This is a genomic window from Arthrobacter sp. FW306-06-A (genome assembly GCF_021870055.1).
Lineage (GTDB): Bacteria > Actinomycetota > Actinomycetes > Actinomycetales > Micrococcaceae > Arthrobacter.
Map to the genome: position 1 here is coordinate 3,546,945 of NZ_CP084552.1, position 22,772 is coordinate 3,569,716.

26 protein-coding genes are annotated in these 22,772 nt (G+C 68.0%); 10 read left to right on the plus strand and 16 right to left on the minus strand.

The features are described 5' to 3' along the window. Nucleotides 1-36: 36 nt before the first annotated feature. On the minus strand, nucleotides 37-294 hold the full coding sequence (locus tag LFT49_RS16590; protein ID WP_142117514.1) for a metal-sensitive transcriptional regulator: 258 nt from the start codon (nucleotides 292-294) through the stop codon (nucleotides 37-39). Nucleotides 295-419: 125 nt separating this feature from the next. Here LFT49_RS16590 and LFT49_RS16595 point away from each other — a divergent pair, with 125 nt between their 5' ends. The 6 genes from LFT49_RS16595 (at nucleotide 420) to LFT49_RS16620 (ending at nucleotide 5,461) form a co-directional block, all read left to right on the plus strand. Then, nucleotides 420-1,037, plus strand: a complete 618-nt coding sequence (locus tag LFT49_RS16595) for a rhodanese-like domain-containing protein (RefSeq protein WP_236799422.1) — start codon at nucleotides 420-422, stop codon at nucleotides 1,035-1,037. Further along, complete coding sequence (locus tag LFT49_RS16600; protein WP_236799423.1) at nucleotides 1,034-1,792, plus strand: sulfite exporter TauE/SafE family protein; 759 nt, start codon at nucleotides 1,034-1,036, stop codon at nucleotides 1,790-1,792. Before LFT49_RS16595 ends, LFT49_RS16600 begins: the two co-directional genes overlap by 4 nt. A 22-nt stretch (nucleotides 1,793-1,814) precedes the next feature. Next, nucleotides 1,815-2,156, plus strand: a complete 342-nt coding sequence (locus LFT49_RS16605; RefSeq protein WP_236799424.1) for a rhodanese-like domain-containing protein — start codon at nucleotides 1,815-1,817, stop codon at nucleotides 2,154-2,156. A gap of 47 nt (nucleotides 2,157-2,203) precedes the next feature. Next, entirely contained in the window at nucleotides 2,204-2,500 is a 297-nt protein-coding gene (locus LFT49_RS16610) for a rhodanese-like domain-containing protein (RefSeq protein ID WP_236799425.1), read from the plus strand. Nucleotides 2,501-2,645: 145 nt separating this feature from the next. Next, complete coding sequence (locus LFT49_RS16615) at nucleotides 2,646-4,046, plus strand: MBL fold metallo-hydrolase (protein WP_236799426.1); 1,401 nt, start codon at nucleotides 2,646-2,648, stop codon at nucleotides 4,044-4,046. Nucleotides 4,047-4,159: 113 nt separating this feature from the next. Continuing rightward, a complete protein-coding gene (locus LFT49_RS16620; RefSeq protein WP_236799427.1) occupies nucleotides 4,160-5,461 on the plus strand; it encodes an MFS transporter in 1,302 nt (433 codons plus the stop codon). Nucleotides 5,462-5,524: 63 nt separating this feature from the next. Here LFT49_RS16620 and LFT49_RS16625 read toward each other — a convergent pair whose 3' ends face one another. The 11 genes from LFT49_RS16625 to LFT49_RS16675 are packed head-to-tail and all read right to left on the minus strand — an operon-like array spanning nucleotide 5,525 to nucleotide 15,597. Continuing rightward, complete coding sequence (locus tag LFT49_RS16625) at nucleotides 5,525-6,550, minus strand: alpha/beta fold hydrolase (RefSeq protein ID WP_237428817.1); 1,026 nt, start codon at nucleotides 6,548-6,550, stop codon at nucleotides 5,525-5,527. A 19-nt stretch (nucleotides 6,551-6,569) separates the two neighbouring features. Further along, on the minus strand, nucleotides 6,570-6,812 hold the full coding sequence (locus LFT49_RS16630; protein ID WP_237428818.1) for an acyl carrier protein: 243 nt from the start codon (nucleotides 6,810-6,812) through the stop codon (nucleotides 6,570-6,572). A gap of 22 nt (nucleotides 6,813-6,834) precedes the next feature. Then, entirely contained in the window at nucleotides 6,835-7,725 is an 891-nt protein-coding gene (locus LFT49_RS16635; protein WP_336886862.1) for a 2-oxo acid dehydrogenase subunit E2, read from the minus strand. Further along, entirely contained in the window at nucleotides 7,644-8,306 is a 663-nt protein-coding gene (locus tag LFT49_RS16640; protein ID WP_237428819.1) for a biotin/lipoyl-containing protein, read from the minus strand. Before LFT49_RS16640 ends, LFT49_RS16635 begins: the two co-directional genes overlap by 82 nt. Continuing rightward, nucleotides 8,293-9,285: an alpha-ketoacid dehydrogenase subunit beta gene (locus LFT49_RS16645; protein ID WP_237428820.1), complete on the minus strand. Its 993-nt coding sequence runs from the start codon at nucleotides 9,283-9,285 to the stop codon at nucleotides 8,293-8,295. The genes LFT49_RS16640 and LFT49_RS16645 overlap by 14 nt, the downstream gene beginning before the upstream one ends. Beyond that, nucleotides 9,282-10,331 (minus strand): pyruvate dehydrogenase (acetyl-transferring) E1 component subunit alpha, encoded by a 1,050-nt coding sequence (gene pdhA, locus LFT49_RS16650; protein WP_237428821.1) that lies wholly within the window; start codon nucleotides 10,329-10,331, stop codon nucleotides 9,282-9,284. Before pdhA ends, LFT49_RS16645 begins: the two co-directional genes overlap by 4 nt. Nucleotides 10,332-10,350: 19 nt before the next feature. Then, a complete protein-coding gene (gene acsA / locus LFT49_RS16655; protein WP_237428822.1) occupies nucleotides 10,351-12,186 on the minus strand; it encodes an acetate--CoA ligase in 1,836 nt (611 codons plus the stop codon). Nucleotides 12,187-12,204: 18 nt separating this feature from the next. Continuing rightward, nucleotides 12,205-13,536 carry an erythromycin esterase family protein gene (locus LFT49_RS16660; protein WP_237428823.1) on the minus strand — a complete coding sequence of 444 codons (1,332 nt, stop codon included), beginning with the start codon at nucleotides 13,534-13,536 and terminating at the stop codon, nucleotides 12,205-12,207. Next, a complete protein-coding gene (locus tag LFT49_RS16665) occupies nucleotides 13,526-14,872 on the minus strand; it encodes a phosphoribosyltransferase (RefSeq protein ID WP_237428824.1) in 1,347 nt (448 codons plus the stop codon). Before LFT49_RS16665 ends, LFT49_RS16660 begins: the two co-directional genes overlap by 11 nt. 5 nt (nucleotides 14,873-14,877) lie before the next feature. Next, a complete protein-coding gene (locus LFT49_RS16670) occupies nucleotides 14,878-15,225 on the minus strand; it encodes a CU044_2847 family protein (protein ID WP_236799433.1) in 348 nt (115 codons plus the stop codon). A gap of 15 nt (nucleotides 15,226-15,240) precedes the next feature. Continuing rightward, complete coding sequence (locus LFT49_RS16675; protein ID WP_236799434.1) at nucleotides 15,241-15,597, minus strand: SPW repeat domain-containing protein; 357 nt, start codon at nucleotides 15,595-15,597, stop codon at nucleotides 15,241-15,243. Nucleotides 15,598-15,904: 307 nt separating this feature from the next. Here LFT49_RS16675 and LFT49_RS16680 point away from each other — a divergent pair, with 307 nt between their 5' ends. Together LFT49_RS16680 and LFT49_RS16685 are read left to right on the plus strand one after the other, a co-directional pair. After that, nucleotides 15,905-17,077, plus strand: a complete 1,173-nt coding sequence (locus tag LFT49_RS16680; RefSeq protein ID WP_237428825.1) for an alkaline phosphatase family protein — start codon at nucleotides 15,905-15,907, stop codon at nucleotides 17,075-17,077. Between the two features lie 2 nt (nucleotides 17,078-17,079). Further along, on the plus strand, nucleotides 17,080-18,783 hold the full coding sequence (locus LFT49_RS16685) for an alkaline phosphatase family protein (RefSeq protein ID WP_237428826.1): 1,704 nt from the start codon (nucleotides 17,080-17,082) through the stop codon (nucleotides 18,781-18,783). An 18-nt stretch (nucleotides 18,784-18,801) separates the two neighbouring features. On the opposite strand, the gene LFT49_RS16690 is transcribed toward LFT49_RS16685, so the two are convergent. The 3 genes from LFT49_RS16690 to LFT49_RS16700 all read right to left on the minus strand — a co-directional run bounded on the left by LFT49_RS16690 (nucleotide 18,802) and on the right by LFT49_RS16700 (nucleotide 20,521). Continuing rightward, a complete protein-coding gene (locus LFT49_RS16690) occupies nucleotides 18,802-19,947 on the minus strand; it encodes a carboxylate-amine ligase (protein ID WP_237428827.1) in 1,146 nt (381 codons plus the stop codon). 80 nt (nucleotides 19,948-20,027) lie between these two features. Continuing rightward, nucleotides 20,028-20,186 (minus strand): hypothetical protein, encoded by a 159-nt coding sequence (locus LFT49_RS16695; RefSeq protein ID WP_237428828.1) that lies wholly within the window; start codon nucleotides 20,184-20,186, stop codon nucleotides 20,028-20,030. Beyond that, nucleotides 20,183-20,521, minus strand: coding sequence for a hypothetical protein (locus LFT49_RS16700; protein WP_237428829.1), 339 nt, complete (start codon nucleotides 20,519-20,521; stop codon nucleotides 20,183-20,185). Before LFT49_RS16700 ends, LFT49_RS16695 begins: the two co-directional genes overlap by 4 nt. 323 nt (nucleotides 20,522-20,844) lie before the next feature. Between LFT49_RS16700 and LFT49_RS16705 the strand changes: the two genes are divergently transcribed. Both LFT49_RS16705 and LFT49_RS16710 read left to right on the plus strand, forming a co-directional pair. Then, nucleotides 20,845-21,102, plus strand: a complete 258-nt coding sequence (locus tag LFT49_RS16705; protein WP_236820368.1) for a hypothetical protein — start codon at nucleotides 20,845-20,847, stop codon at nucleotides 21,100-21,102. After that, nucleotides 21,102-21,326 (plus strand): hypothetical protein, encoded by a 225-nt coding sequence (locus LFT49_RS16710; RefSeq protein ID WP_236799441.1) that lies wholly within the window; start codon nucleotides 21,102-21,104, stop codon nucleotides 21,324-21,326. The genes LFT49_RS16705 and LFT49_RS16710 overlap by 1 nt, the downstream gene beginning before the upstream one ends. A 56-nt stretch (nucleotides 21,327-21,382) precedes the next feature. On the opposite strand, the gene LFT49_RS16715 is transcribed toward LFT49_RS16710, so the two are convergent. Beyond that, nucleotides 21,383-22,744 (minus strand): phenylacetate--CoA ligase family protein, encoded by a 1,362-nt coding sequence (locus LFT49_RS16715; protein WP_237428830.1) that lies wholly within the window; start codon nucleotides 22,742-22,744, stop codon nucleotides 21,383-21,385. Nucleotides 22,745-22,772: the final 28 nt, after the last annotated feature.

Genomic DNA, 22,772 nt, shown 5'->3' on the forward strand with positions numbered 1-22,772 from the left:
TTGAGGTTGCTGCCGGTCCGCTGATGGGGCGTTGGTTTATGCCAGGGAGAGGAAGAGCTTCTCCAGGTCCTTGCGGTCCATGGTTGCGTCCTTCTGGACGATGCACTGCTCCAGCCCGGTGGCGATGATGGCGAAGCCGGCCCGGTCAAGAGCCTTGGACACGGCCGCCAGCTGGGTGACAACGTCCTTGCAGTCCCGGCCTTCTTCAAGCATCCGCGTGACGGCGGCAAGCTGGCCCTGGGCCCGCTTGAGGCGGTTGATCACGGGCGTGAGTTCAGTGGGGTTCAGTTCCATAAGAGGTGTCTCCATCGATGGGGTGCTGCGCTCAACTATATACCCCCATGGGTGTTTTGACTACCCCCGGGGGTATCTGTAATACTCGGTCGGGTATCCCCCAGACCCCTTCCGAGAGGCCACACATGACATCCCCTTCCAAAGCAACCGCCGTTACGGCGCTTGCTCCCGAAACGCTGCAGTCCTGGATCACAGAGCACCAGGACCTGGTGGTGATCGACGTTCGCTCTGCAGCCGAGTTCGAGTCCATGCACATCCGCGGTTCCTACAACGTGCCGCTGCCCTTGCTCTCCGAGCACACCGATGAACTCGCCGCCCGGCTGGGCTCACGCGTGGTCCTGGTCTGCCAGTCCGGCGTCCGCGCCGAGCAGGCACGCCAGCGGATGGCCACCGTCGGCCTCGATACCGCCTACGTCCTCACCGGCGGGGTTCCGGGCTTCGCCGCTGCCGGCGGCGACGTCGTCAAGGGCAAAGACCGCTGGGACCTGGAGCGCCAGGTCCGCCTGGCCGCCGGCTCCCTGGTGATGCTGGGTCTGGTGGGCGGCAAGTTCGTCTCCCCCAAGGTCCGCATGCTCGCCGGCGCCATCGGCACCGGGCTGACCTTCTCGGCCGCGACCAACACCTGCGCCATGGGAAAGGCCCTGTCTGCCATGCCATGGAACAAGGCCGCCAACGAACCCACCCGCGAAAGCGCCATCCTGCAGCTTCCCGTGCAGACAGCTGAAGCGGGCGCGGCAGCATGATCCCGGCCCTGGGACTGGGGCTCGTCGTCGGCGTCGTACTGGGCGTAGTGGGTGGCGGCGGGTCCATCATCGCCGTTCCTGCCCTGGTGTACGGCGTGGGCATGAGCCCCGCCCAGGCCATCCCCACCTCACTTCTGGTGGTGGGCATCTCCTCACTGGCGGCCCTGCTCCCCCGCCTCCGCGAGGGCCTGAACTGGCCCGTCATCGCACTGGTAGGCGCCGCCGGCATCCCGGCGGCCTGGGCGGGAGCCGCCGTGGGGAAACTGCTGGACCCGAACATCCTGATGCTCGCATTCGCCGTGATCATGGTGGTCGCGGGCATCCGGATGCTCAAGAAGCCGCGCGAAACCGAGGGCTCCTGCAGCACCGGGCCGCGCCGGGCCTTCCGGTCCTGCGCCCCGAAAGCCGTGGCTGTGGGCGTGCTGGTCGGGTTCCTCACCGGGCTGCTGGGCGTGGGCGGCGGCTTCCTCATCACCCCCGCACTGACCATCTTCCTGGGCCTGCGGATGAAGCAGGCCGTAGGGACTTCGCTGGCGATCATCGTGGTCAACTCCGCCGCCGGGTTCAGCGCACACGCAGCCGGCTACACCATCGACTGGGCCACCACCCTGGCGTTCGCAGTCCCGGCCATCCTGGGTTCCGTCTTCGCCGCCCGGCTGGCCCGGCGCCTGCACGACAAGCACATCCGCATCTCATTCGCGGTACTCATCTTCGCCGTCGCGGCGTGGGTCACCGCCGGCACGGTCACCGCCTGACCCCGTTACAGAGGAGAACATCGTGGGATTGATCGATTCCCTCAAGAAGGCCTTCAGCAAGCCCTACAAGACGATTTCCGTGGCGCAGGCCAAGGAACTCCTGGGCTCCGGCGCCACGCTGATCGACGTCCGGTCCGCCCAGGAATGGCGCACCGGCCGCGCACCCCAAGCCAAACACGTTCCCCTGGACCGGCTGCAGACCAGCACTGCCGGAATCCAGAAGGCCCGGCCGGTGATTGCCGTCTGCGCCTCCGGCGTCCGCTCTGCCTCGGCGGCCAGGCTCCTCGCCGCCAAGGGATATGACGCGTACTCGGTGCGCGGCGGCATGGCCGCCTGGCGCCAGGCCGGCGAAACGATCCGCTGACCCAACTCCACCCCACCAGCCGCAACCCATTTCAAAGGAGAACTCCCATGGCTGAAATCACCATCACCGAAACCGACCAGCGCCGCTCTACCGCCCACATCCTGGATGTCCGCGAGGACTTTGAAGTTGCCGAGGGCATGATCCCCGGCGCGCTGCACATCCCGATGGGCCAGCTGCAGGCCCGCCTGGGCGAGCTCGATCCGGCCGTGCCCGTGATCGCCGTCTGCCGCAGCGGCAACCGCAGCGCCGCCGTCGCCGATGCCCTCAACGGCGTTGGCTACAAAGCGGACACCATGGCCGGCGGCATGACCGCCTGGACACGCGCCGGACTCCCCACCACCTAAGCCTGCCCGGACCCGCCCTTCCCTGATCGACGGCTCCCGCCGCACCGCAACTCAATTGGCGGCAGTCCCCTTGCGTTATACCCCCGGGGGTATCTAAAATAGTTGCCAGAGACAAATACTCCCCCTACCTGAAGGAGAGCACCCCATGCTTATCGAGCGCATTTACGACGAAGACCTCGCCCAGGCCAGCTACCTGATCGGCTGCCAGGCCAAGGGCGAAGCGATCGTGGTGGACGGCCGCCGCGACATCGCCGTCTACCAGGAACTGGCTGCCAAGAACGGCATGAAGATCGTTGCGGTCACCGAGACCCACATCCACGCCGACTACCTCTCCGGCACCCGCGAACTGGCCGCCGCCACCGGCGCCAAGATCTACGTCTCCGGTGAGGGCGGGCCCGACTGGCAGTATGAGTTCGAGGGCGAGCGGCTCTACGACGGCGACATCATCACCTTGGGCAACATCAGCATCAAGGCCGTCCACACCCCCGGCCACACCCCGGAGCACCTGTCCTTCCTGGTGACCGATGGCGCGTTCAGCGACAAGCCCGGCTACCTGCTCTCCGGAGACTTCGTCTTCTCCGGCGATCTGGGCCGGCCGGACCTGCTGGACGAAGCAGCCGGCGGCGTGGACACCAGGTTCGAGGGCGCGAAGCAGCTGTTCGCCAGCCTGCGCGACAAGTTCCTCACCCTGCCGGATTACGTCCAGGTCCACCCCGCCCACGGCGCCGGCAGTGCCTGCGGCAAGGCCCTGGGTGCCATCCCCTCCTCCACCGTCGGCTACGAGCGCCTCTACGCCTGGTGGGGTCCCTACCTCGCCGCCAACGACGAGCAGGGCTTCATCAACGAACTCCTCGACGGCCAGCCCGACGCCCACGCCTACTTCGGCCGCATGAAGCGCGAAAACCGCGTAGGCCCGGACGTCATGGGTGAACGCACCCCGCTGCCCGAGCTCTCCACCGGAATCGTGGCCGCAGGACTGGCGGAAGACACCCTGACCTTCATTGACACCCGCTCCAACAGCGAGGTCCACGAAGGCACCGTGGTCCGGTCCCTGAACGTTCCGGCCGGCAAGTCCGTGGCCAGCTACGGCGCCTGGGTGGTGAACCCGGAGACGGACAAGAACCCGCTGGTGCTGCTGGCCAAGGACCAGGAGCAGGCGCAGGACATGTGGGATCACCTGGTCCGCGTGGGCATCGACAACGTGGCTGGCTACTTGACCAGCATCGAGGGACTGCCCACCTTCACCCCCAAGCTGATCCAGCCGGAGGAACTCGAAGGCTTCGACGCAGCCATGGTCCTGGACGTCCGCAACAAGACCGAGCACAAGGCCGGGCACGTCCCGGGCTCGTACCAGCTCAGCGGCGGCCGCGTCATGTGGCACCTGGATGAGCTGCCGGTTGGCGGGACCATCGTGACCTACTGCCAGTCCGGCGTGCGGAACTCCGTAGCCGCCAGCGCCCTGCGCCGTGCCGGGTACGACGTCGTCGAGCTCGACGGCAGCTACGCCGCCTGGAACGCGTGGCGGAACAGCGTCCCCGCCGCCTAACCCAGGCGACCACAGACCGCCCGGGCAGGCCCCCCCTCCTGCCCGGGCTTCCGGCCCGGGCGTGCCCCCACACGCCCGGGCCACCCTTTGCCCAAACGGAACGGAACCACTCGATGAACGGCACAGCACTCCCGCGCCGCAGCACGGGACCAGCGCCTGCGGTGCTGGGCCTGCGGCAAAACCTGGCGCAGTTCATGCTGCTGGTGGCCGTCAACGCGCTGGTGGGCGGCACGCTGGGCCAGGAACGCACCGTCCTGCCCCTGCTGGCCGCGCAGGAATTCCACCTCGACCAGTACACCAGCGCACTGACCTACATCCTGGCCTTCGGCCTGTCCAAGGCCGCGATGAACTACTTCGCCGGGACGCTCTCTGACCGCTACGGCCGCAAACCCGTGCTGGTCGCCGGCTGGCTGGCAGCGGTACCCGTGCCACTCATGCTCATCTTCGGCCCCTCTTGGGGCTGGATCGTGGCAGCCAATGTGCTGCTGGGCATCAGCCAAGGCCTCACCTGGTCCACGGCAGTCATCATGAAGATGGACCTGGTGGGCCCCAAGCAGCGCGGCCTGGCCATGGGCTTCAACGAGGCCGCGGGCTACCTGGGCGTAGCCGTGACTGCGCTTGCCACCGGCTACCTCGCCACGGCCTACGGCCTGCGGCCCGCCCCCTTCCTCCTGGGCGCCGCATACATTGCCCTCGGCCTGGGACTGACGGTCCTGGCAGTGAAGGAAACCCACCACCACGCCAGGACCGAGGCCTTCCAGCACGTCGGCAGCCAGGACAGCGCGCACGCCGGGCTCAGCACCGGGCAGGTCTTCACCCTCACCAGCTTCAAGGACCGGTCACTCTCGGCGGCCAGCCAGGCCGGCCTGGTGAACAACCTCAATGACGGCCTGGCCTGGGGTCTCTTTCCCGTCCTGTTCGCCGGTGCCGGCCTGAGCCTGGGCCAGATCGGCATCCTGGCCGCCGCCTACCCCGCCGCCTGGGGTGCCGCCCAGCTGGTCACCGGTGCCGCGTCAGACCGGTGGGGCCGCAAGTGGTTCATCGCGGCGGGGATGCTGGTGCAGGCCGCCGCCCTGGGGATCATCGCCTCAGCGCACGGCTTTGGGCCATGGCTCGCCGCCGCCGTCGTCCTTGGCCTTGGTACCGCCCTGGTCTATCCAACCCTGCTGGCCGCCATCGGCGACGTGGCCCACCCGGCCTGGCGCGCCCGCTCAGTGGGCGTCTACCGGCTGTGGCGCGACGGCGGATTCGCCGTCGGCGCCCTCCTGTCCGGTGTCCTCGCCGACCTTTACGGCATCCCCGCCGCCATCGCCGCCGTCGCGGTTCTCACCGCAGCGTCCGGTGTGGTGGTTGCCGTCCGGATGCGTGGCAACGACCACGCTCTGCGACAGGGGCAGAGTCAGGACTCGAAGTAGGTGCTTGTGGCCGAGCCGTCGATGCCGGAGACGACGGAGCGGGCGCCACTCCTGCCTTTGGAATCAGCCCGCCGATTCAACGAACCGCCGGATCTCCTCCGCCATCCGTTGAGCCTGCGTCCAGTGCAGGTAGTGCCCGCCTTCGAGGGGCAGGACCTGGTGCCGGGTGACGTTCTTCAGCAGGTTCTCCGCGGCGGCGGTTTTGGTGGCAGTCCTGTCATTTTTTTCATCGGCGATGAAAGCGAGGACCGGGAGGTCATGGGGGTAGGTGACGCCCCGGAGGGCAGCCGCGTTGTTGGCGATGCGCGCGGTTTCATCAGCCACGGCAGGATTGCCCACGTTCCACACCGTCATGGTGCGCATCCGCTGCAGCTCCTCGTCGGTGTAGGCCTTGCTGTCCGGGTCCATGAGGCCGGGCGCCAGCGCGGCTACCACGCGGACCACGCCGAGGGTGGCCAACAGTTTGGCCCAGTTGATCCCCGGCTGCGGCTCCGCCACCGGCTGGTCCCCCGGTTTGGGAATGCTGACGTCGATTCCCACCACGGCGGAAACCTCGGAGCGGTACCGGTTGGCGTAATCCAGCAGGTAGAACCCGGCAATGGAGTGGCCCGCCAGGACGTAGGGCTGCCGGACCTGGAGCTTGGCCAGCACCTCGTGCAGTTCGTTGCTGATGTGTTCGTTGGTCCGGGCACTGGCCTCCATGTCGCTGTAGCCGTACCCGAACCCTTCCACCACGATGACGTCGAAGCCCTTGAGCTCGCGCATCAGGGGCGCGAAGTCCAAGCCGGGGGCCGCAGTTCCCAGCCCACTGAGTAGGATGATGGGCTGGCCTTGGCCCCCGGTGGAAGCGACGCCGTCGCTCCCGCCCTGGGCGGTGCCGTTCGGGGATGCCCCGCTCCGGACCACGTTCAGCGATCCGCCGTTCACCGCTACCCTCTCGCCATAGGGCACCAACGTTGCCCTTTCCTGCTGCTCCAGGAGCAGGTTGGCCACGGTGGAAACGAGGACCAGCCCAAGGACAACCAGCGCCGTGATCCCCAGGCGGCGCGGCCAGCGCCGTCGCCGCCGTGGCTTTACCGGGTCCTGCACCGGCGTTCCCACAGCAGCTTCACCCGTGCGCAGCGACGTAGGTGACCATCCCGTCCACGGTGGCCACGGCAGGGTAGTCGGCCTCGGGGATGTCCACGCCGGTGGTCTCCGCGATGACCTCCACCAGGCGGAGGAAGTCCAGCGAGTCCAGCTCCAGGTCCTGGCGGAGCCTGGCGGCACCGTCCAAGTCTTCGGGCTCGACGTCGGGAGCTACTTTCCCGATCGCCGCCGCCACCGCCTGGCGCGCGTCCTGTTCATTCACGGTTCCTCCTCGCTTGCAGGTTTCACAGCTTGTCCGGCTCCTGCAGCAGTTCGTCGATGCGTGCCAGGAACCGGCCGCCCCGCAGCCCGTCGCTCACCCGGTGGTCCGCGGACAGGGTGGCGATGGCGGCGTGCCGGATGCCGAGCATCCCGTTGTCCGCAAACGGCTGCTCCAGGACCTTGCCGAACCCCACCATGGCTACCTGCGGCGGGTAGATCACCCCGTACACGCTTTCGACGCCCAGATCCCCCAGGTTGGTCACCGTGATGGTGGGGTCGGCCATCTCCGCGCGCTGCAGCCTGCCCTCCCTTGCCCGGCTGACCAGGTCGCGCAGCTCATCCAGGCTGAGGGTGTCGGCGTCGTGCAGGGCCGGGGCCACCAGTCCGCCATGCCGCAGTGCGACGGCGACGCCCAGGTGCACTTCGCTGCTGGGGTGGAACGCGCCCTTGGTGAAGAAGCCGTTCAGGTCCGGCACTTCCTTGGCTGCCAGCGCGGTGGCCTTCAGCAGCAGGGCGGAAGGCACCAGCCTCGACGACACCGGCCGCTGCTGGTTCGCCGCCTGCATCCAGGCCATCGCCGCCGCCAGGTCCAGCGTGGTGGACAGGTAATAGTGCGGGATCTCCTTCTTGGACCGGGACATCAGCGCACCCACCGCCTGCCGCAGGGTCTCAGCCTTGCCGCCGGCCGCCGTCGGGCGTTTTTGCCGTGGTGCCTCTTCCGCGGCTTCGGGCGCAGGCTCCCGGGCCGGAGCTTCCGACGGCGGTGCTTCCGCAACCTGTTCGCGGGGTGGCCGCCCCCTGGGCGGGACTGCGGAGAGCACATCGTCCTCGGTCACCGCGCCGCCGGGGCCAGTTCCGCTGACGTCCTGCAGCTCAAGCCCAGTTCGGCCGCCAGCCGCCGCGCCAGCGGCGATGACCGGACCCGCCTGGCTTCCGCGGGTGCCGGCGCTGCCGGCTCTTCAGGCGCTGCTGCTTCCTCCGGCGCCGCTGCGGTGACGGACGCTGCTGCGGCGCGTTCGACGTCGGCCCGCAGCACCTCGCCGCCGGGCCCGCTCCCGGTGATGCGTCCGACGTCGACCCCCAGGGTGTGCGCAAGGTGCCGGACCGGCGGGGCGGCTTTGACTGCAGGCTCCGGGTGCCCGGCCTCGTCACCCTGGTGAGCGGGCGTTGGCTCCTGGGCTGCCAAAGGTGAGCGGGCGTCGGGGGAAGGAGCGCCGGAAGTGAGCGGGGGTTGGGCGGGAGGGAGTTCGGCGGGGGTGGCGGTGATCCGGGCGATGGGGGTGCCCACGTCCACGGTGTCGCCGATGTCCACCAGGAATTCGGCCAGCACGCCGTCCTGGAACGACTCGATGTCCATCACGGTCTTGTCCGTATCCACGGCCGCCACGAGGTCGCCCTTGTGGACGTAGTCCCCGGGTTTGACCAGCCATTCCACCACCTTGCCGTGCTCCATGTCCGCGCCCAGGGACGGCATCCGGAACTCATCCACCGGCACCCACGGCCCTTCGCGCGGCCGCCATGACCCGCTCCACGGACGGCAGGGCCGCCTGCTCCAGGTGCTTGGCGTACGGAACCGGCACCTCCTCGCTGCACACCCGCTCCACCGGTGCGTCCAGGTCGAAGAACGCCTGCTCGCTGATCCTGGCCGCGATCTCTGCGGAGATGCTGCCGCTGCGCCAGCCTTCATCCACCACCACGGCCCGGTGCGTCCTGGCCACGCTGTCCAGGAGGGTGTGCGTGTCCAGCGGGCGGAGGGTGCGCAGGTCGATCACGTCAGTCCCGATGCCCTCCCCGGCAAGCTGGTCCGCGGCCTCCTGCACCAGGGGCAGTGTGCCGCCGTATATGATGAGCGTGACCGTGTCCCCGCTTCCGTCAGCCTGCCTCAGGACCGCCGCCTTGTCGATGCCCACGGCGCCGGCCTCCTCGTCCAGCTCGCCCGCCACGTTGTACAGCGAACCGTGCTCGAAAATCAGCAACGGATCCGGGTCCTGCAGCGCGGTCCACAGCATGCCGCGGGCATCGGCCAGGGTGGCCGGGGCCAGGATCCGGAGCCCGGGGATGTGCGCGTACCAGCCTTCCAGGCTGTGCGAGTGCTGGGCGCCCAGCTGCCGGCCGGCGCCGGTGGTCATCCGGATGACGATGGGCACGTTGAACTGGCCGCCGGACATGTGCAGCAGGGTGGCGGCGTTGTTGATGATCTGGTCCAGCGCCAGCAGGCTGAAGTTGACCGTCATGATTTCGACGACGGGCCGCATGCCGCCCAGCGCCGCACCTATGCCGGCACCCACGAACCCGGATTCGGAGAGCGGGGTATCGCGGATCCGCTCCGGCCCGAATTCCTCCAGCAGGCCCAGGCTGACGGCGAAGCTTCCGCCGTACCGGCCCACGTCCTCGCCCATGAGGAACACGCGTTCGTCGCGCTGCATCGCGTCGCGGAGGGCCGCGCGCATGGCTTCCCGGTATGTGGTTTTCATCCTGCCGCCCCGCCTTTCCCTGGCTCCTTGCCGATGTCCATCCCACTGTTGATTTCTTCCAACCGGTCGCTGTACACGAACCGGGCGAGTTCGGACACCGGTTCCGGTGTCCCGTTCTCGGCGAATCCGACGGCGGTGCTGATCTCCGCGTCCACGTCCGCCTGCAGCTCGTCCCATTCCTCCTCCGGCAGCTGTCCGGCGGCCTCCATGGCACCCTGCAGCAGGCGGATGGGGTCCCGTTCCATCCACTGCGCCACCTCGGACTTCTCCCGGTAGAGCTCGGGATCGAACATGGAGTGGGCACGGAAGCGGTAGGTTCGCAGTTCCAGGAAGTGCGGGCCGCCGCCGGACCGCACTGCGTCCACGGCGCGCCGCGCGGCTTCCTCCACCGCGAGCACATCCATGCCGTCCACGGCCCATGACGGGATCTCGTACGCCGCGGCCTTGAGCGCGATGTCGGTCTGGGATTCGGACCGGACCAGCGCGGTTCCCATGGCGTAGAGGTTGTTTTCGCAGCAGAACAGCACCGGCAGCTGCCACAGGGCGGCCAGGTTCATGCTCTCGTGGAACTCGCCTTCGGCCACGGCGCCCTCGCCGAAGAAGCAGACGGTCACCTGCTGGCGCCCGGCCATCCGGTCCGCGAGCGCCAGGCCGACGGCGAGCGGCAGCCCGCCTGCCACGATCGCGTTTCCGCCGTAGAAACGGGTGGCGGCGTCGAACAGGTGCATCGACCCGCCGCGGCCCCGGCAGCAGCCCTCGGCATGGCCGTACATTTCGGCGAGGATGGCGCCGGCGGAGACCCCGCGCAGGAGGGCGTGCCCATGCTCCCGGTACGTGGCCACCACCGCGTCCTCAGGCGCCAGGGCTTCCATCACCCCGGCCGCCACGGCTTCCTCGCCGATATACACATGCAGGAAGCCGCGGATCTTGGCCGCGCTGTACAGCTCGATGCATTTTTCCTCGAGCCGGCGTACCCGCAGCATCTGCCGCAGGAGGTGCAGTGCGTGCCCCGCGTCCGGGACGCCCTGGTTCTTGAGGGCGGTCATGGCTGGTCCTTGCGGGTGCTCATTGCTGTTCCTTCAGTGTCACTGCCGGGCCCGCCGGGGATTCCAGCGTCGAGGTGTCACCTTCCGGCAGCCCCAGTTCGCGGGCTTTGAGGAGCCGGCGGAGGATCTTTCCGCTGCGGGTCTTGGGCAAGGTGGCGGTGAAGTCCAGCAGCCTGGGCGCCACGGCGGCACCCAGCCGTTTCCGCGCGAATCCGATGATGTCCAGCTGCAGCTCCTCGCTGGGCTGGTGGCCCGGCTTGAGTTCCACGAAGGCTTTCACCACTTCCCCGGCCACCGGGTCCGGCACTCCGATCACACCCGCTTCGGCCACGGCCGGGTGTTCCATGAGGCAGCTCTCCACTTCGAAGGGGCCGATCAGGTGGCCGGAGGATTTGATCACGTCGTCGCCGCGGCCAACGAACCAGTAGTAGCCGTCGCCGTCGCGCTTTGCCAGGTCTCCCGTGAGGTACCAGCCGCCGGCGAAGCAGCGCCGGTACCGCTCCTCCTCATTGAGGTAGCCGCGGAACATCGAGGGCCAGCCGGGCCGCAGCGCCAGCTCCCCCATGGTGTCCGGTCCGGTGACCAGGACAGCCTGGCCGTCCCGGATGATGGGTTTGCCGTCGGCGTCCCTGGCCACCAGGGCGGCCTCGATGCCGGGCAGTGGCCGGCCCATGGAGCCGGGCCGGATGTCCATGGCGGGGTAGTTGGCGATCATGATCCCGCCGGTCTCGGTCTGCCACCAGTTGTCGTGCACCGGCAGGCCCAGCACGTCCTGGCCCCACACCACCGCCTCCGGGTTCAGCGGCTCCCCCACGCTGGCGATGAAGCGCAGCGCGGAGAGGTCATGTCCGGCAGCCCTTTCACCGCCCGCTTTCATGAGCATCCGCAGGGCCGTAGGCGCGGTGTACCAGACCGTGACGTGCTGCTCCGCGAGGATCCGGTACCAGCGGTCCGCGTCCAGTTCCTCCTCGTCCACAACGGCGGTGACTCCATGCACCAGCGGCGCAATGATGCCGTAGGACATGCCGGTCACCCAGCCCGGATCCGCGGTACACCAGTAGATGTCGTCCGGGTGCAGGTCCAGGGCGAAGCGGCCGGTGGCGTAGTGGGCTGCGACGGCGTCGTGGACGTGGATGGCGCCCTTCGGTGTGCCCGTGGTGCCGCTGGTGAAGTGCAGCAGTGCCATGTCCCCCGGCTGGGTGTCAGCGATCTCCTCGACAGGGTCGACCTGGGCCAGGAGTGCGGCCAGGTCCAGGGTTCCCGGTTCAGACCGACTGTCCGTGTCTACCAGCAGGACGTGGCGGAGTTCGGGCAGGGCGTCCCGCACCGGAGCTATCTTCTTGCGGTACAGCGCCCTGGTTGTCACCAGCACCCTGCCGGTGCCCAGGTGCAGCCGCTGCCGCACAGGCTCGGGGCCAAAGGCGGAAAAGAGCGGGCAGAAGACGCTGCCGTTCTTGAAGGTGCCAAGGACCGCGACATACAGGTCCGGGCTGCGCCCCAGCAGCGAAAAGACCCGCTCGCCGCGTCCCACGCCCAGGCCCTGCAGTACTGCCGCGAACCTCCCGGACCGCTCCGAAAGGTGGCCATAGCTCAGGGACCGGGTGCCGCCGTCGGCCTTGACGAAACGCAGGGCCTCCCTGCCGCCGCGGCCCTCCGCGACGTGGCGGTCCACGGCCTCGTAGGCGATGTTCAGCCCCCGGCCGCAGGGCAGCCCGGCCAGCGCCCGCCGCGCCTGGTCCCAGGTGAAATCCCGCCGGGCCGCGTCGTAATCCAGCATGTTGGGCTGCACCGGGAGCGCGGCCACGTCCTTGGTGATGGCTGGCCAGCGCGTGGACCCTTCAACTCCGATGGTCATAGTGGTCCTCCCTCGTGCCTAGAACCCGGAGGGCTCGGTCTCGAACTCGGGTTCGCCGGGCTGGTACTCGTGGTGCAGCGGCCGCAGCGCCTCGGTCCGGGGATGCCAGAACAGGGCGTCGTAGCGTTCCCCCATCCGCGTGGGGACGTAGTTGCCCCGCTCCCGGTGCGGGTTGTACACCACGCCGATGGCCCGGTGGCCGCGCCAGGAGGTGAGCCAGGGCCCGGTCCTGTCGGCACCGAACACCAGGACGGACGGCTCGCCCAGTGCCTCGTTGAGGAGGTCCTCGTGGCTCCCGTGTACGGCGGCAGGCACATCCATTACCCACTCCGGCGATCCCCATGACTCCGCTGCGGTGACCGAGCCGGCGTAGGACGCGAACCCCGCCAGCACCACCTCTCCGGGGTGCCGCTGCCGGACCAGCTGCCCGATGTTGACCTTGCCGTCATGCGCCATGTCCGTTGCCCGGGCATCGTCCACGTGCGTGTTGTGCGCCCACACCAGCCCCTTGGAGTCCGGTCCGTGGTGGCGCGCGATCCGGTCGATGGTGTCGCTCATGTGGTGGTCCCGGATGTTCCAGGACTGCTGGTCGCCGCGCACCATGGTGCGGTAGTAGCGCTCAGCGTTGGTGGCCACGATGGCATTCTGGACGGCGTCGAAGGCCGCCGGATTATCCTGCATCCGGCCCAGCGTTCGCCGCCGGACCTCCGCCAGCAGTGCCACCACGTCCGCCTCGCAGGACTGTGGCACCAGCCGGCTGCTCAAGGCATACCGCTGGGGGTCCTCGCGGTACGGAACGAAGCAGTGCCAGGCCTGCATGGCGGCCGGGAGGGCGTCCTCGGCGTTGGCCTCGAGCCAGGAGAAGATCTCCCGCAGCGAATCCCACAGGGAGTAGACATCGAGGCCGTAGAAGCCGGTGCGCTGGTGCGCGGGGAGGTCCAGGTTCCGGTCGCGCAGCCAGGTGAGGAACTCCGCCACCTCCTGGTTGGCCCACATCCAGGTGGGCCAGCGTTCAAAGCCCGCCAGCAGCCGGCGGGCATCCATGTCCTGGCCGGCCTCGCCCCGGACCCAGCGGTTGATCCGCCAGCAGTCCGGCCAGTCCCCTTCCACGCCGATCCATGTGAAGCCGTACTCTTCGATGAGCCGCCGGCTGAGCAGCGCCCGCCAGTGGTAATACTCCCGGGTGCCGTGCGATGCCTCGCCAAGGCAGACGAACCGGGCGGGGGCAGCGAGGCGGACCAGGGATTCGAGGTGGTCCGCCGTGGCCAGGGGGTGGGCGAGGCGGCGGATCTGGCCCGTTTCAGCCGCCCGTTCCTCACCCCGCTCAGCCCAGCGGCCGTCAGCGTTCATCCCTGGCCTCCGGCCTGGACCGCCCCACCGGCTCGGGCAGAAGGTACTGCCGGAACCAGTCCGCGGCAAGGCTGGCTGCCATGGCCAGGGTGCCGGGCTCTTCGAAGAGATGGGTGGCGCCCGGGACAACCTCCAGCCGGGTGGGGGCCTGCATCTGGGCCATAGCCTGCCGGTTGAGGGCCAGCACCTGCGTGTCCGCGCCACCGACGATCAGGAGGGTGGGCGCTTTCACGGCCGCCAGCCGCGGGCCTGCCAGGTCCGGACGTCCGCCACGGGACACCACGGCTTCAACCTGGGCGCCGGGCTCTGCGGCGGCCCACAGGGCGGCGCCCGCGCCGGTGCTGGCCCCGAAGTAGCCGATCCGGCCGGCCGAGCCGTCGTGCCGTGCCTCCAGCCAATGGGTTGCCGAGGAAAGGCGGTGTGCCAGCAGGGCGATGTCGAACACGTTCGCCCGGTTGACCTCCTCCTCCGGGGTAAGCAGGTCAAGCAGCAGGGTGCCCAGGCCTGCCCCGTGCAGCACGGAGGCGACGAAGCGGTTGCGGGGACTGTGCCGGCTGCTGCCGCTGCCGTGGGCAAAGAGGACGGTGCCGTCGCACCTGGCGGGCAGGTAGAGGCTGCCCCTCAACACCACCCGGCCGTTGGGAATCTCCACGTCCTGCTCCAGGCTCCCGTCCCCGCCTTCCTCGGCGCGGCGGCGTGCCGGGGATGCGGCGGCGTCCAGCAACTGCACCACCTCGCCATCTTCGGTGGGCGAGAAGTCGTGGTAGTAGTAGCCCACGGCCTGGAAGTCCTGGGGCGAGAGCAGGCAGACGACGTCGTCCGGTTCCTTCAGCTCCACGATGGCACGGGCAGGGGCAACAGGAACGGCAAGGATCACTTTCGCCGCGCCGAGGTGCCGGGCCACCTGGCAAGCGGCCCTGGCGGTGGAACCGGTGGCGATGCCGTCATCCACGATGATCACCGTGCGGCCGTCGAGGTTGATGCGGGGACGCCCTTGGCGGAACCGCGCCACCCTGCTTTCCAGCAGTGCCCGTTCCTGCCGTTCCACTTGCTGCAGGTCCTCCTGCGAAACCCGGGCCAGGGACATGGTGCGCGCATCCAGGACGCGGACTCCGCCCTCCCCGATGGCCCCCATGGCCACCTCGGGCTGGAACGGAACCCCCAGTTTCCGCACCACGATCACGTCCAGCGGCGCTTCGAGGGCCTTTGCTACTTCGAACGCCACCGGGACACCGCCGCGGGGCAGGCCCAGCACCACCACGTCCCGTCCTCGCAGGCCCGCAAGCCGTTTGCCCAGCCGCCGCCCGGCGTCGGACCTGTCATGAAACGCAACCATAGCTGTCACCCGCCATGCATGATTTCTTCCCCGGGCACCGCTGCCGCGGCAGGGGCCCAGGACATGCGGAGGACAAAGTGGGCATCGGAACTGCTCTTGGCAATCACGGCCCCTGCGTCCCCCGCAAGCTTGACGCCGAATTCGATTTCGATCTTTTCCGGAGTTAGTTCCGCCATGGCCTCCAGTGCTGCGCGGGCGGCGGGGCGGACGCTGGCGAGTGCATCTTCCAGTCGCCTGCCCGTGTCCAGGATTCCCTGCTCGTTCCGTGCGGGATGGTCCACGCCGTAGCTGTCATCAGCAGCCTCGACAAGCACGGTCCCGGATCCCACTTCGTACCGCAGCACCTCGGTCATGGCGGATTCCTTTTACTAATGCGAGACGCGGTAGGTCCGGCGGACGTCGGTGCTGGGCTTGATGGCCACCGCTGTTACCACCAGTGCCACTGCCCCTGCGATCCATGACGTCCAGGCAGCCCCCGTCGCGCCCGTGTATGTTCCGAGCCATGGCGAGAGGACCAGTCCTGCTGCGAGGATGGCCTGCACGTATTCCATGGCCGGAGTTCCCGGCATGGCCAGGTTGATGATGCCGCTGACCACCAGGAGCCCGCCGAAGACGAGCATGAGGGTGGTGGACATGTTTTGCTGCCGCGTGAACAGGACCGCCACCGCGGTAAAGAGTCCGGCGGCAGCAGCTACGTAGTCCTGCCACCGATACCACTTCTTCACTGAACTTTCCTTTCTGTTTTGGGACGGCTGCGCCCTGTGCGTTTCCCGTCCCGCGGGCCTTTGTTTCCCGCGATTTAAGTCAACGCCTGGCGCTGTTCGGGGTGTAGGGCAGAAAGACCTAGGGCAGGACAGCGCCTGCATTGCGTCGCGATTCACTGCCAACTCACAGCAATCGCCCCTGCAAATAGCGGTTCCGATGTGCGAGAGTGACCGCAGCGCTGGGGCGCAGGTGAATACCCGACCGTGGAGGTTGCCCGTGAACCGAAGACCACTCCGTCCCTTCGCTGCGGTGAGGCGCCCCTTTCCCATGCTGCTGCCCGTTCTGGCACTGTTCCTGTCCGGAGTGGTGGCCTGCCAGGCGCCCGCGCCCGCGCCCGCGCCGGCTCCGCAAACAGCCACGCCGTCCGGTGCTGCCACGCCTTCGCCCAGCGCTTCACCGGCAACGGCAACACCCACGGCAAACCCAAGCTCCGCTGCAGACGCTGTCGACGCCGTAAAGGCCGCCGGCACACCCCAGCACATCTTCGTGATCAACCTGGAAAACAAGGGATACGCCAGCGTCTGGGGCGACAACTCCCCCGCCCCGTACCTGTCCGGAACACTGCGGAAGAAGGGCGTGCTGCTGCAGAACTACTACGGCATAGCGCACAACTCACTGCCCAACTACCTGGCCCAGATTTCCGGGCAACCCCCCAACGACAGCACCGAGAAGGACTGCCACACCTACACCGCGTTCACCGCCACTGGAACCAATTCAGACGGCACGCTGCAGGGCGACGGGTGCGTCTATCCGGAGAACGTCCAGACCTTGGCAGGGCAACTGGCGGCGCAGGGCAAAACCTGGAAGGGCTACATGGAGGACATGCAGCAGCCGTGCGAGCACCCGGTCCTGGAAGAGGCCGACAACCACATCAAGGCCACCCCGGAGGAGCAGTACTCCACCCACCACAACCCCTTTGTGTACTTCCGCTCCATCACCTCATCCCCGGAGTGCGCAAGGAACGTGGTGAACTCCTCGGCCCTCAAGGACGACCTGCGGTCGGTGGACACCACCCCGAACCTTGCCTACATCACGCCCAACCTCTGCCATGACGGGCATGACGGCACCTGCGCCGACGGCTCGGACGGCGGACTGGGTGCGGCGGACAGCTGGCTCAAGGAGCAGGTGCCGGCCATCCTGTCCTCCCCGGCGTACAAGCAGGACGGGATGCTGGTGATCACCTTCGATGAGGCCGAGGGCGACGCCGCCGGGCCGTCCGAACCGGCCAGTGCCGTACCGGCCGGCGGCACGGCGGGCGGCAAGGTGGGCGCGCTGGTCCTGTCCCCGTTCAGCGAGGCGGGGACCTCATCGGACCGGGCCTACAACCACTACAGCCTGCTGGCCAGCATCGAGGACTTCTTCCGCCTCCCCCGCCTGGGACTGGCGGCAGATCCCGGTGCGAGGGTCTTCAGCGACGACGTTTACCGGAAGGAATCCTGAGGATGTGGCCTGAGCATAACGGACGACGCCGGCTCGTACTGGGGGCTGCCGCAGTGGTCGCTTTGGTGATCCTCGCCGTCGTTCTTTTCACCGTGTTCCGTGCCGGCCCGCAACAGACGGGCTCCCCTGCAGCGGCGCCGGCGAACCCGTCACCGAACGCCGCTCCTGCGGCCGGTCCCGCTGGCATCGCCGCTGCCGGAATCTCCAAGATCAAGCACGTGGTGATCATCACCCAGGAGAACCGGTCCTTTGACAGCTACTTCGGCACCTATCCCGGGGCCGACGGGATCCCCATGAAGGACGGCCAGCCCAGCGTCTGCGTCCCCGACCCTGCGGAGGGCGGCTGCGCCAGGCCCTTCTACAACTCGGCGGACAGCAATGCAGGGGGCCCGCACAGTCATGCCGACGCCACGGCGGACATCAACGGCGGGGCGATGGACGGGTTTGTGGCGCAGGCGGAGAAAGGGCTGTCGGGCTGCAGCGCCGGCAGCACCAACTGCGTGTACAACACCAGTGCGCCCACGGACGTGATGGGTTTCCACGACGGCCGGGACCTGCCCAACTACTGGGCCTATGCGCAGAACTTCACGCTCCAGGACCACCTGTTCGCCTCCGCCGCCTCCTGGAGCCTGCCGGCCCACCTGTACCTGGTCTCGGAATGGTCGGCCAAGTGCACCGTCAGTGGAGATCCGTCATCGTGCGTCAACGCCCTGCAGAATCCGGATCCCGAACCGGAGCCCCAGATCATCAAGGACACCCTGATCGGAAAGTGCCAGGCCGGGATGGACCTGGACCCGTGCAAGGAGGCGCTGGAGGCAGCGGGCATCAACCCGGACCTGGCCGCCCAGATCGACCAGATCATCGGCACCAGCTGCAAGCCCACCGATTCCTACGCTGTCTGCCAGGCTGCGGTGGACGCCGCGCCGGTGGCCGACGACCTGAAGAAGAAGCTCACCGAGGCCGCCAAAAAACTGGAACTGCCGGACTACGCCTGGACTGACCTGACCTTCCTGCTCCACAAGCACCAGGTGGACTGGGCCTACTACGTCTTCAACGGCACTGAACCCGACTGTCGGAACGACGCCGCCACCTGCGATCCCGTCAAGCAGGACGCCAAAACCCCGGGCCTGTGGAACCCGCTGCTGTACTTCGACACGGTGAAGGAGGACGGCCAGCAGGGCAACATCAAGCCGCTGAGTGGTTTCTACGACGCCGCGAAGCAAGGCACCCTGCCCGCCGTCACCTGGGTGGCGCCCACGGACAAAGTCAGCGAGCACGCCCCGGCCAAGATCAGCACCGGGCAGGCGTACGTGGCAGGACTGATCAACGCTGTCATGAGCGGGCCGGACTGGGACAGCACGGCAATCTTCCTCAACTGGGACGACTGGGGAGGGTTCTACGACCACCTGCAGCCGCCGGTAGTGGACGACAACGGCTACGGCCTGCGCGTCCCGGGCCTGGTGATCAGCCCTTATGCGAAGAAGGGCTACATTGACCACCAGGTGCTCAGCCAGGATGCCTACTTCAAGTTCATCGAGGACGATTTCCTTGGCGGCGAGCGCATCGATCCCGCCACCGACGGACGGCCGGACCCGAGGCCCGACGTGCGCGAGAACAACCCGCAACTGGGCGACCTGGCCAAGGCCTTCGACTTCGACCAGGCACCGCTGCCGCCACTGATCCTGCCCAACGCGACGACTTACTGACCACCTTTCCGCCCCTGGCTAGGACGCTGAAACGGTGCAGTTGGCCGCGTCCTCCACCACCCGTTCCATGTCCCCGGTGCGGTGCAGCACCTCTATCTGCCGCACCGCACCGGTGCCGCGGGCGAGCAGCCGGTCCACCAGGTCCTCCACCCGCTGCAGGTCCCCCATGTCCTCCAGCGCCCCGCGGACATGGTTCAGCAGCGAATTCACGACGGCGAGGGCGGGCGCCGGGCGGTGCGTCTGCGGATCCAGCAGCTCACCGCGGAGGCCCCAGCGGCTCGCCTTCCAGGCAGCCAGGCGGAGCAACGCCGACGGGACAGCCACCGGTTCGATTCCTTCCCGCCACTCCCTTGCCGCGGTTTCCACCAGGGCCCTGGCAATCCCAGCCAGCAGGACCGTGTCCTCCGGCCGGAGGCACACATCGGCCAGGCGGATCTCCACGGTGGGATAGTGCCGGGAGAGGCGGGCGTCAAAGTAGATCATGCCCTCATCGAGGGCCACCCCGGTGCTCACCATGTCGTGCACTAGTTGGTGGTAGGCATCGGGTGTTCGCAGGATTTCCAGCGGTCCGGCAGAGGGCCAGCGGTTCCACACCTGCGAGCGGTAACTGGCGTAGCCACTGTCCTGGCCATGCCAGAACGGGGAGTTGGCGCTGAGCGCGATGAGCACCGGCAGCCAGTTGCGCATCCGGTCCAGCACGGCCACGGCTTCCTCGGGCGACTCCACCGAGACGTGGATATGACATCCGCATGTGAGCTGTTCCCTGGCGGTCAGCCCGTACTCTTCCGTCATGGCGCGGAACCTCCGCAGCTGCACGGGATGGGGGTCGGCCGGCAGCGGCGAAGTGCCCAGTGCCGCCACCCTGACGCCCACATCCTCGGCTGCCTGGTGGGCAATCGCGCGGCCGGCAATGATGTCACGCTCCAGGCTCGCCAGCGTGGCGTGCGGCGGGGTGACCAGCTCGATCATTTCCTGCTGGAATTCGGCGGTCAGGACGGGGCCGGCACCGGCCTCCAGCGGCCGGACGTACAGGTCCAGGAGGGCGCCTGCCAGCGGCACTGCTTCACCGGTGGCAGGGTCCACCAGGAGCAGCTCCTCTTCAATCCCGAACGTGCGCCTGCCTGCACCGGCGCCGCCGGTGCCGTCATTGCCGTAGGTGTCCATCGTCGTCGTCCCCTATCCCTTGCTTCCTTGCAAGTTCCTCCCAGAAGCAGGCCAGCGTGACTGCCCCGTCCATCAGGACGTCAAAGCTGGCGCAGCACCTCCGCCATGGGGAAGCCCACGTCGCGGAATTCGCCGGCCACCCAGTTGGCCGAGCGGAGCAGGTCCGCGGCGCCGCTATGCCTCTCAGTGCCTCCGGCGCCCAGGTTGTCCTGCATGCTCGTGCCCGTTCCGCAGGTCATTTGCGGGGCTGTGCCGGGTTGGTGGGATCGCCGTGGGACGGCGGGTTCACCGGGGGCCCGGGGACGGAGGACGACTGCGGGGTCCCTGCGTTGCCTTGGACCTCCGGAGTGGTCGGATTCCGGGTGCCACTCGGCTCTGCACCGCTTTGCAGGTCCTGCAACCGCTTCTCCAGGATCTGCAGGATCGGGAGCCGGTTTCCGTGTGCCTTCTCGTAGGTGACCAGCTGGGCAACGTCCGCTTCGTCCAGCCCGTTAATGCGCGTGGGAAGGGTGCCGACGGGCAGGTGGTCATAGTCGGGCAGCGGCAATTCCTTGTGCAGGGGTGAATCGTTCATCTCGTTGTTCTCCATATCTCTTGGTTACCCTTCCGGAGCACGCATGAGTCGAATCTTCCCCGGCAACCTCTGCACCATTTCATCCCCGGTGCCGTGGCCGCCGTCGGAAGGGAACAATATGATAAGCAGCCTTATCAATCCGTGGGAAGGGGTGCGGTTGCGCAGCCGCAATTGCTCCGGCTGTACTTCCGCCCTACCCCCGCGTAGATTAGTACCTGTGACTGGGATCATGCCCCGTCCTCCCCGGATCTTCTGCAAAGGCCGGCCAGAGCAGCTGCTGTAGTCCAACGGCGGCAATTAAGCAGCAGCGGAAGAGACACGCAATGGCGTCCTCGCAGTTCCAGCTATTCCTCGACGAAGCAACTATCTCCGACCCTTCCAGGGACCACCCCCTTGGTCCCGACTGCCTCTACGGCCTTTACGTCAGCTGGGCAGCGCTGCACGGCCTGACGCCGAAGCCGGACCAGGCCTTCCGCGCGGGAATGCTGCGCTGCGGCGTGGATGTCCGGAACTGCCGGCTGCGCATGACGGGCCCCGCCGCGGCGGACTACATCCTCAGCAGCTACCCCGCCGTCGCCTGATGGCCACCGAAAGCCGGCGTACTCCGGACGTCCTGGTCCGGGGCGGCCACTACGTCCACTGCGGACAGGTCATGGCCGCCAGCGGAGCCGAAATGCGCAGCATCCACGGCACCTATGGCCAGTTGCCGGAAGCCCTTGGCGTGTACCTGGCCACCAGGGTGCTGCGCTGCGCCTGCGGATTCCAGATCGAGATACCGGACCAGGACGCTGCTGAACCGGCCTGAGCGGATTCAAGCGCTGCCGCACCCCACGTCTGCCCGCGCCTGCCATGGATTGCGGGTCAGCGTGAACTGCGCAGCGCCCGGACAAAGGGAGCTTTACCCAAGGCGGTGCGCTCGATCCGGTCAACCGGCTGCACGACCACCGGGAGTGCCGGCACGCCCGCGGCATCAAGCGCCCCCGCCACGGCCGCACGGATTCCCTCCGGATTTTGTCCTGGCGCGATTCCGGCCACAAGGACGCGCAGCCGCGCGGGTTCCTGGATCACTTGCCAGCCCATTGCCACCTCATCCAGCACATGATGGAACACGATCGGATGGAGCCTGACGGGACCTTCCCTTCCCGAAAGCTCCAGGACATCTTCGAGGCGCCCCTCCACTTCCTCAAGGAGGCTGAAGGATCGCCCGCAGGGGCAGCCACGCCCGCCGACCCTGACGCTGTCGGACATCTCGTAGCGGATCAGGGGCAGGGTGCGGGAAAACAGGACGGTAACCAACACTCTGGCCCCTGTCGTTCCCGCCGGGACCGGTGCTCCGGCCTGGTCAACAGGCTCGAGGATCACCAGGTCCTCGTAGAGGTGGCTGTTCCGGTAGGGGCAGCCCGAAGCGATACCTGCTGTTTCGGTAGCTGCATAGACGTCAATCGGGGCAGTCCCCCAGGCTGCCTCCATCTCCAAGGCAGCCTGTCTGGTCAGGACCTCGGAGGCAGACATGACGCCGGCGGGTGCAATATGCAGCCGCCCGGCGGACTGTTCGGCAGCCAGCGGCTTGAGGGCGGAGGCATAACCCACCAGCACCTTCGGCTGGAACCCGTTCAGGGCGGCCGTGATTCCGTCCAGTGGCGCAGTGACATCGAGCCGGAGCGTTGGTACAAACCGGGAGGCCAGGGACGCTGCGACGGCTGCGGACTGGTGGGTGGGGACGCGGGAGCTGACCAGCGCTGTCTTCACCGGCTTTCCCCGGCTCCCGGCTGAGATGCCGGCCCAGTCATACGCTCGGGCATAGGACGCCAGGACAGCTGCCCATTCAAACCGGTTCCAGGCGAAGATCCCCGGGCCGCCCGCCGTTCCGGCGGTCGCGGCAACCCACCACCGGCCCCTCCATGGTCGGCCGGGGTCCCCTCCGCCTTCTGCGAGCTCCTGCAAATGGTCCTGCACATCGGCGAGGTTCAGGTCCGGGGTGGTGATGGCTTCATCGAAGTGCTCCATCAGATCCGCTTTCCTCACGGGCGGCAGTTCCTGCAAGGGAGCCTCGTGCAGCCCCGCGTGATGGCGCCGGTAGAATTCCGAGCCCGCATAGGTGGCTTCGCGCAGCCGTTGCAGGGCCCGTTCCTGGTGGACAGCGATGCGCGCGGCATCCCACCGGTCCCTTCGCCGCCACGCTGCACGCAGCGAGAGCACTTGGGAGAGGAGGCGGACGTCCATGGCAGATCCTTCATACGGGACGCCCTCC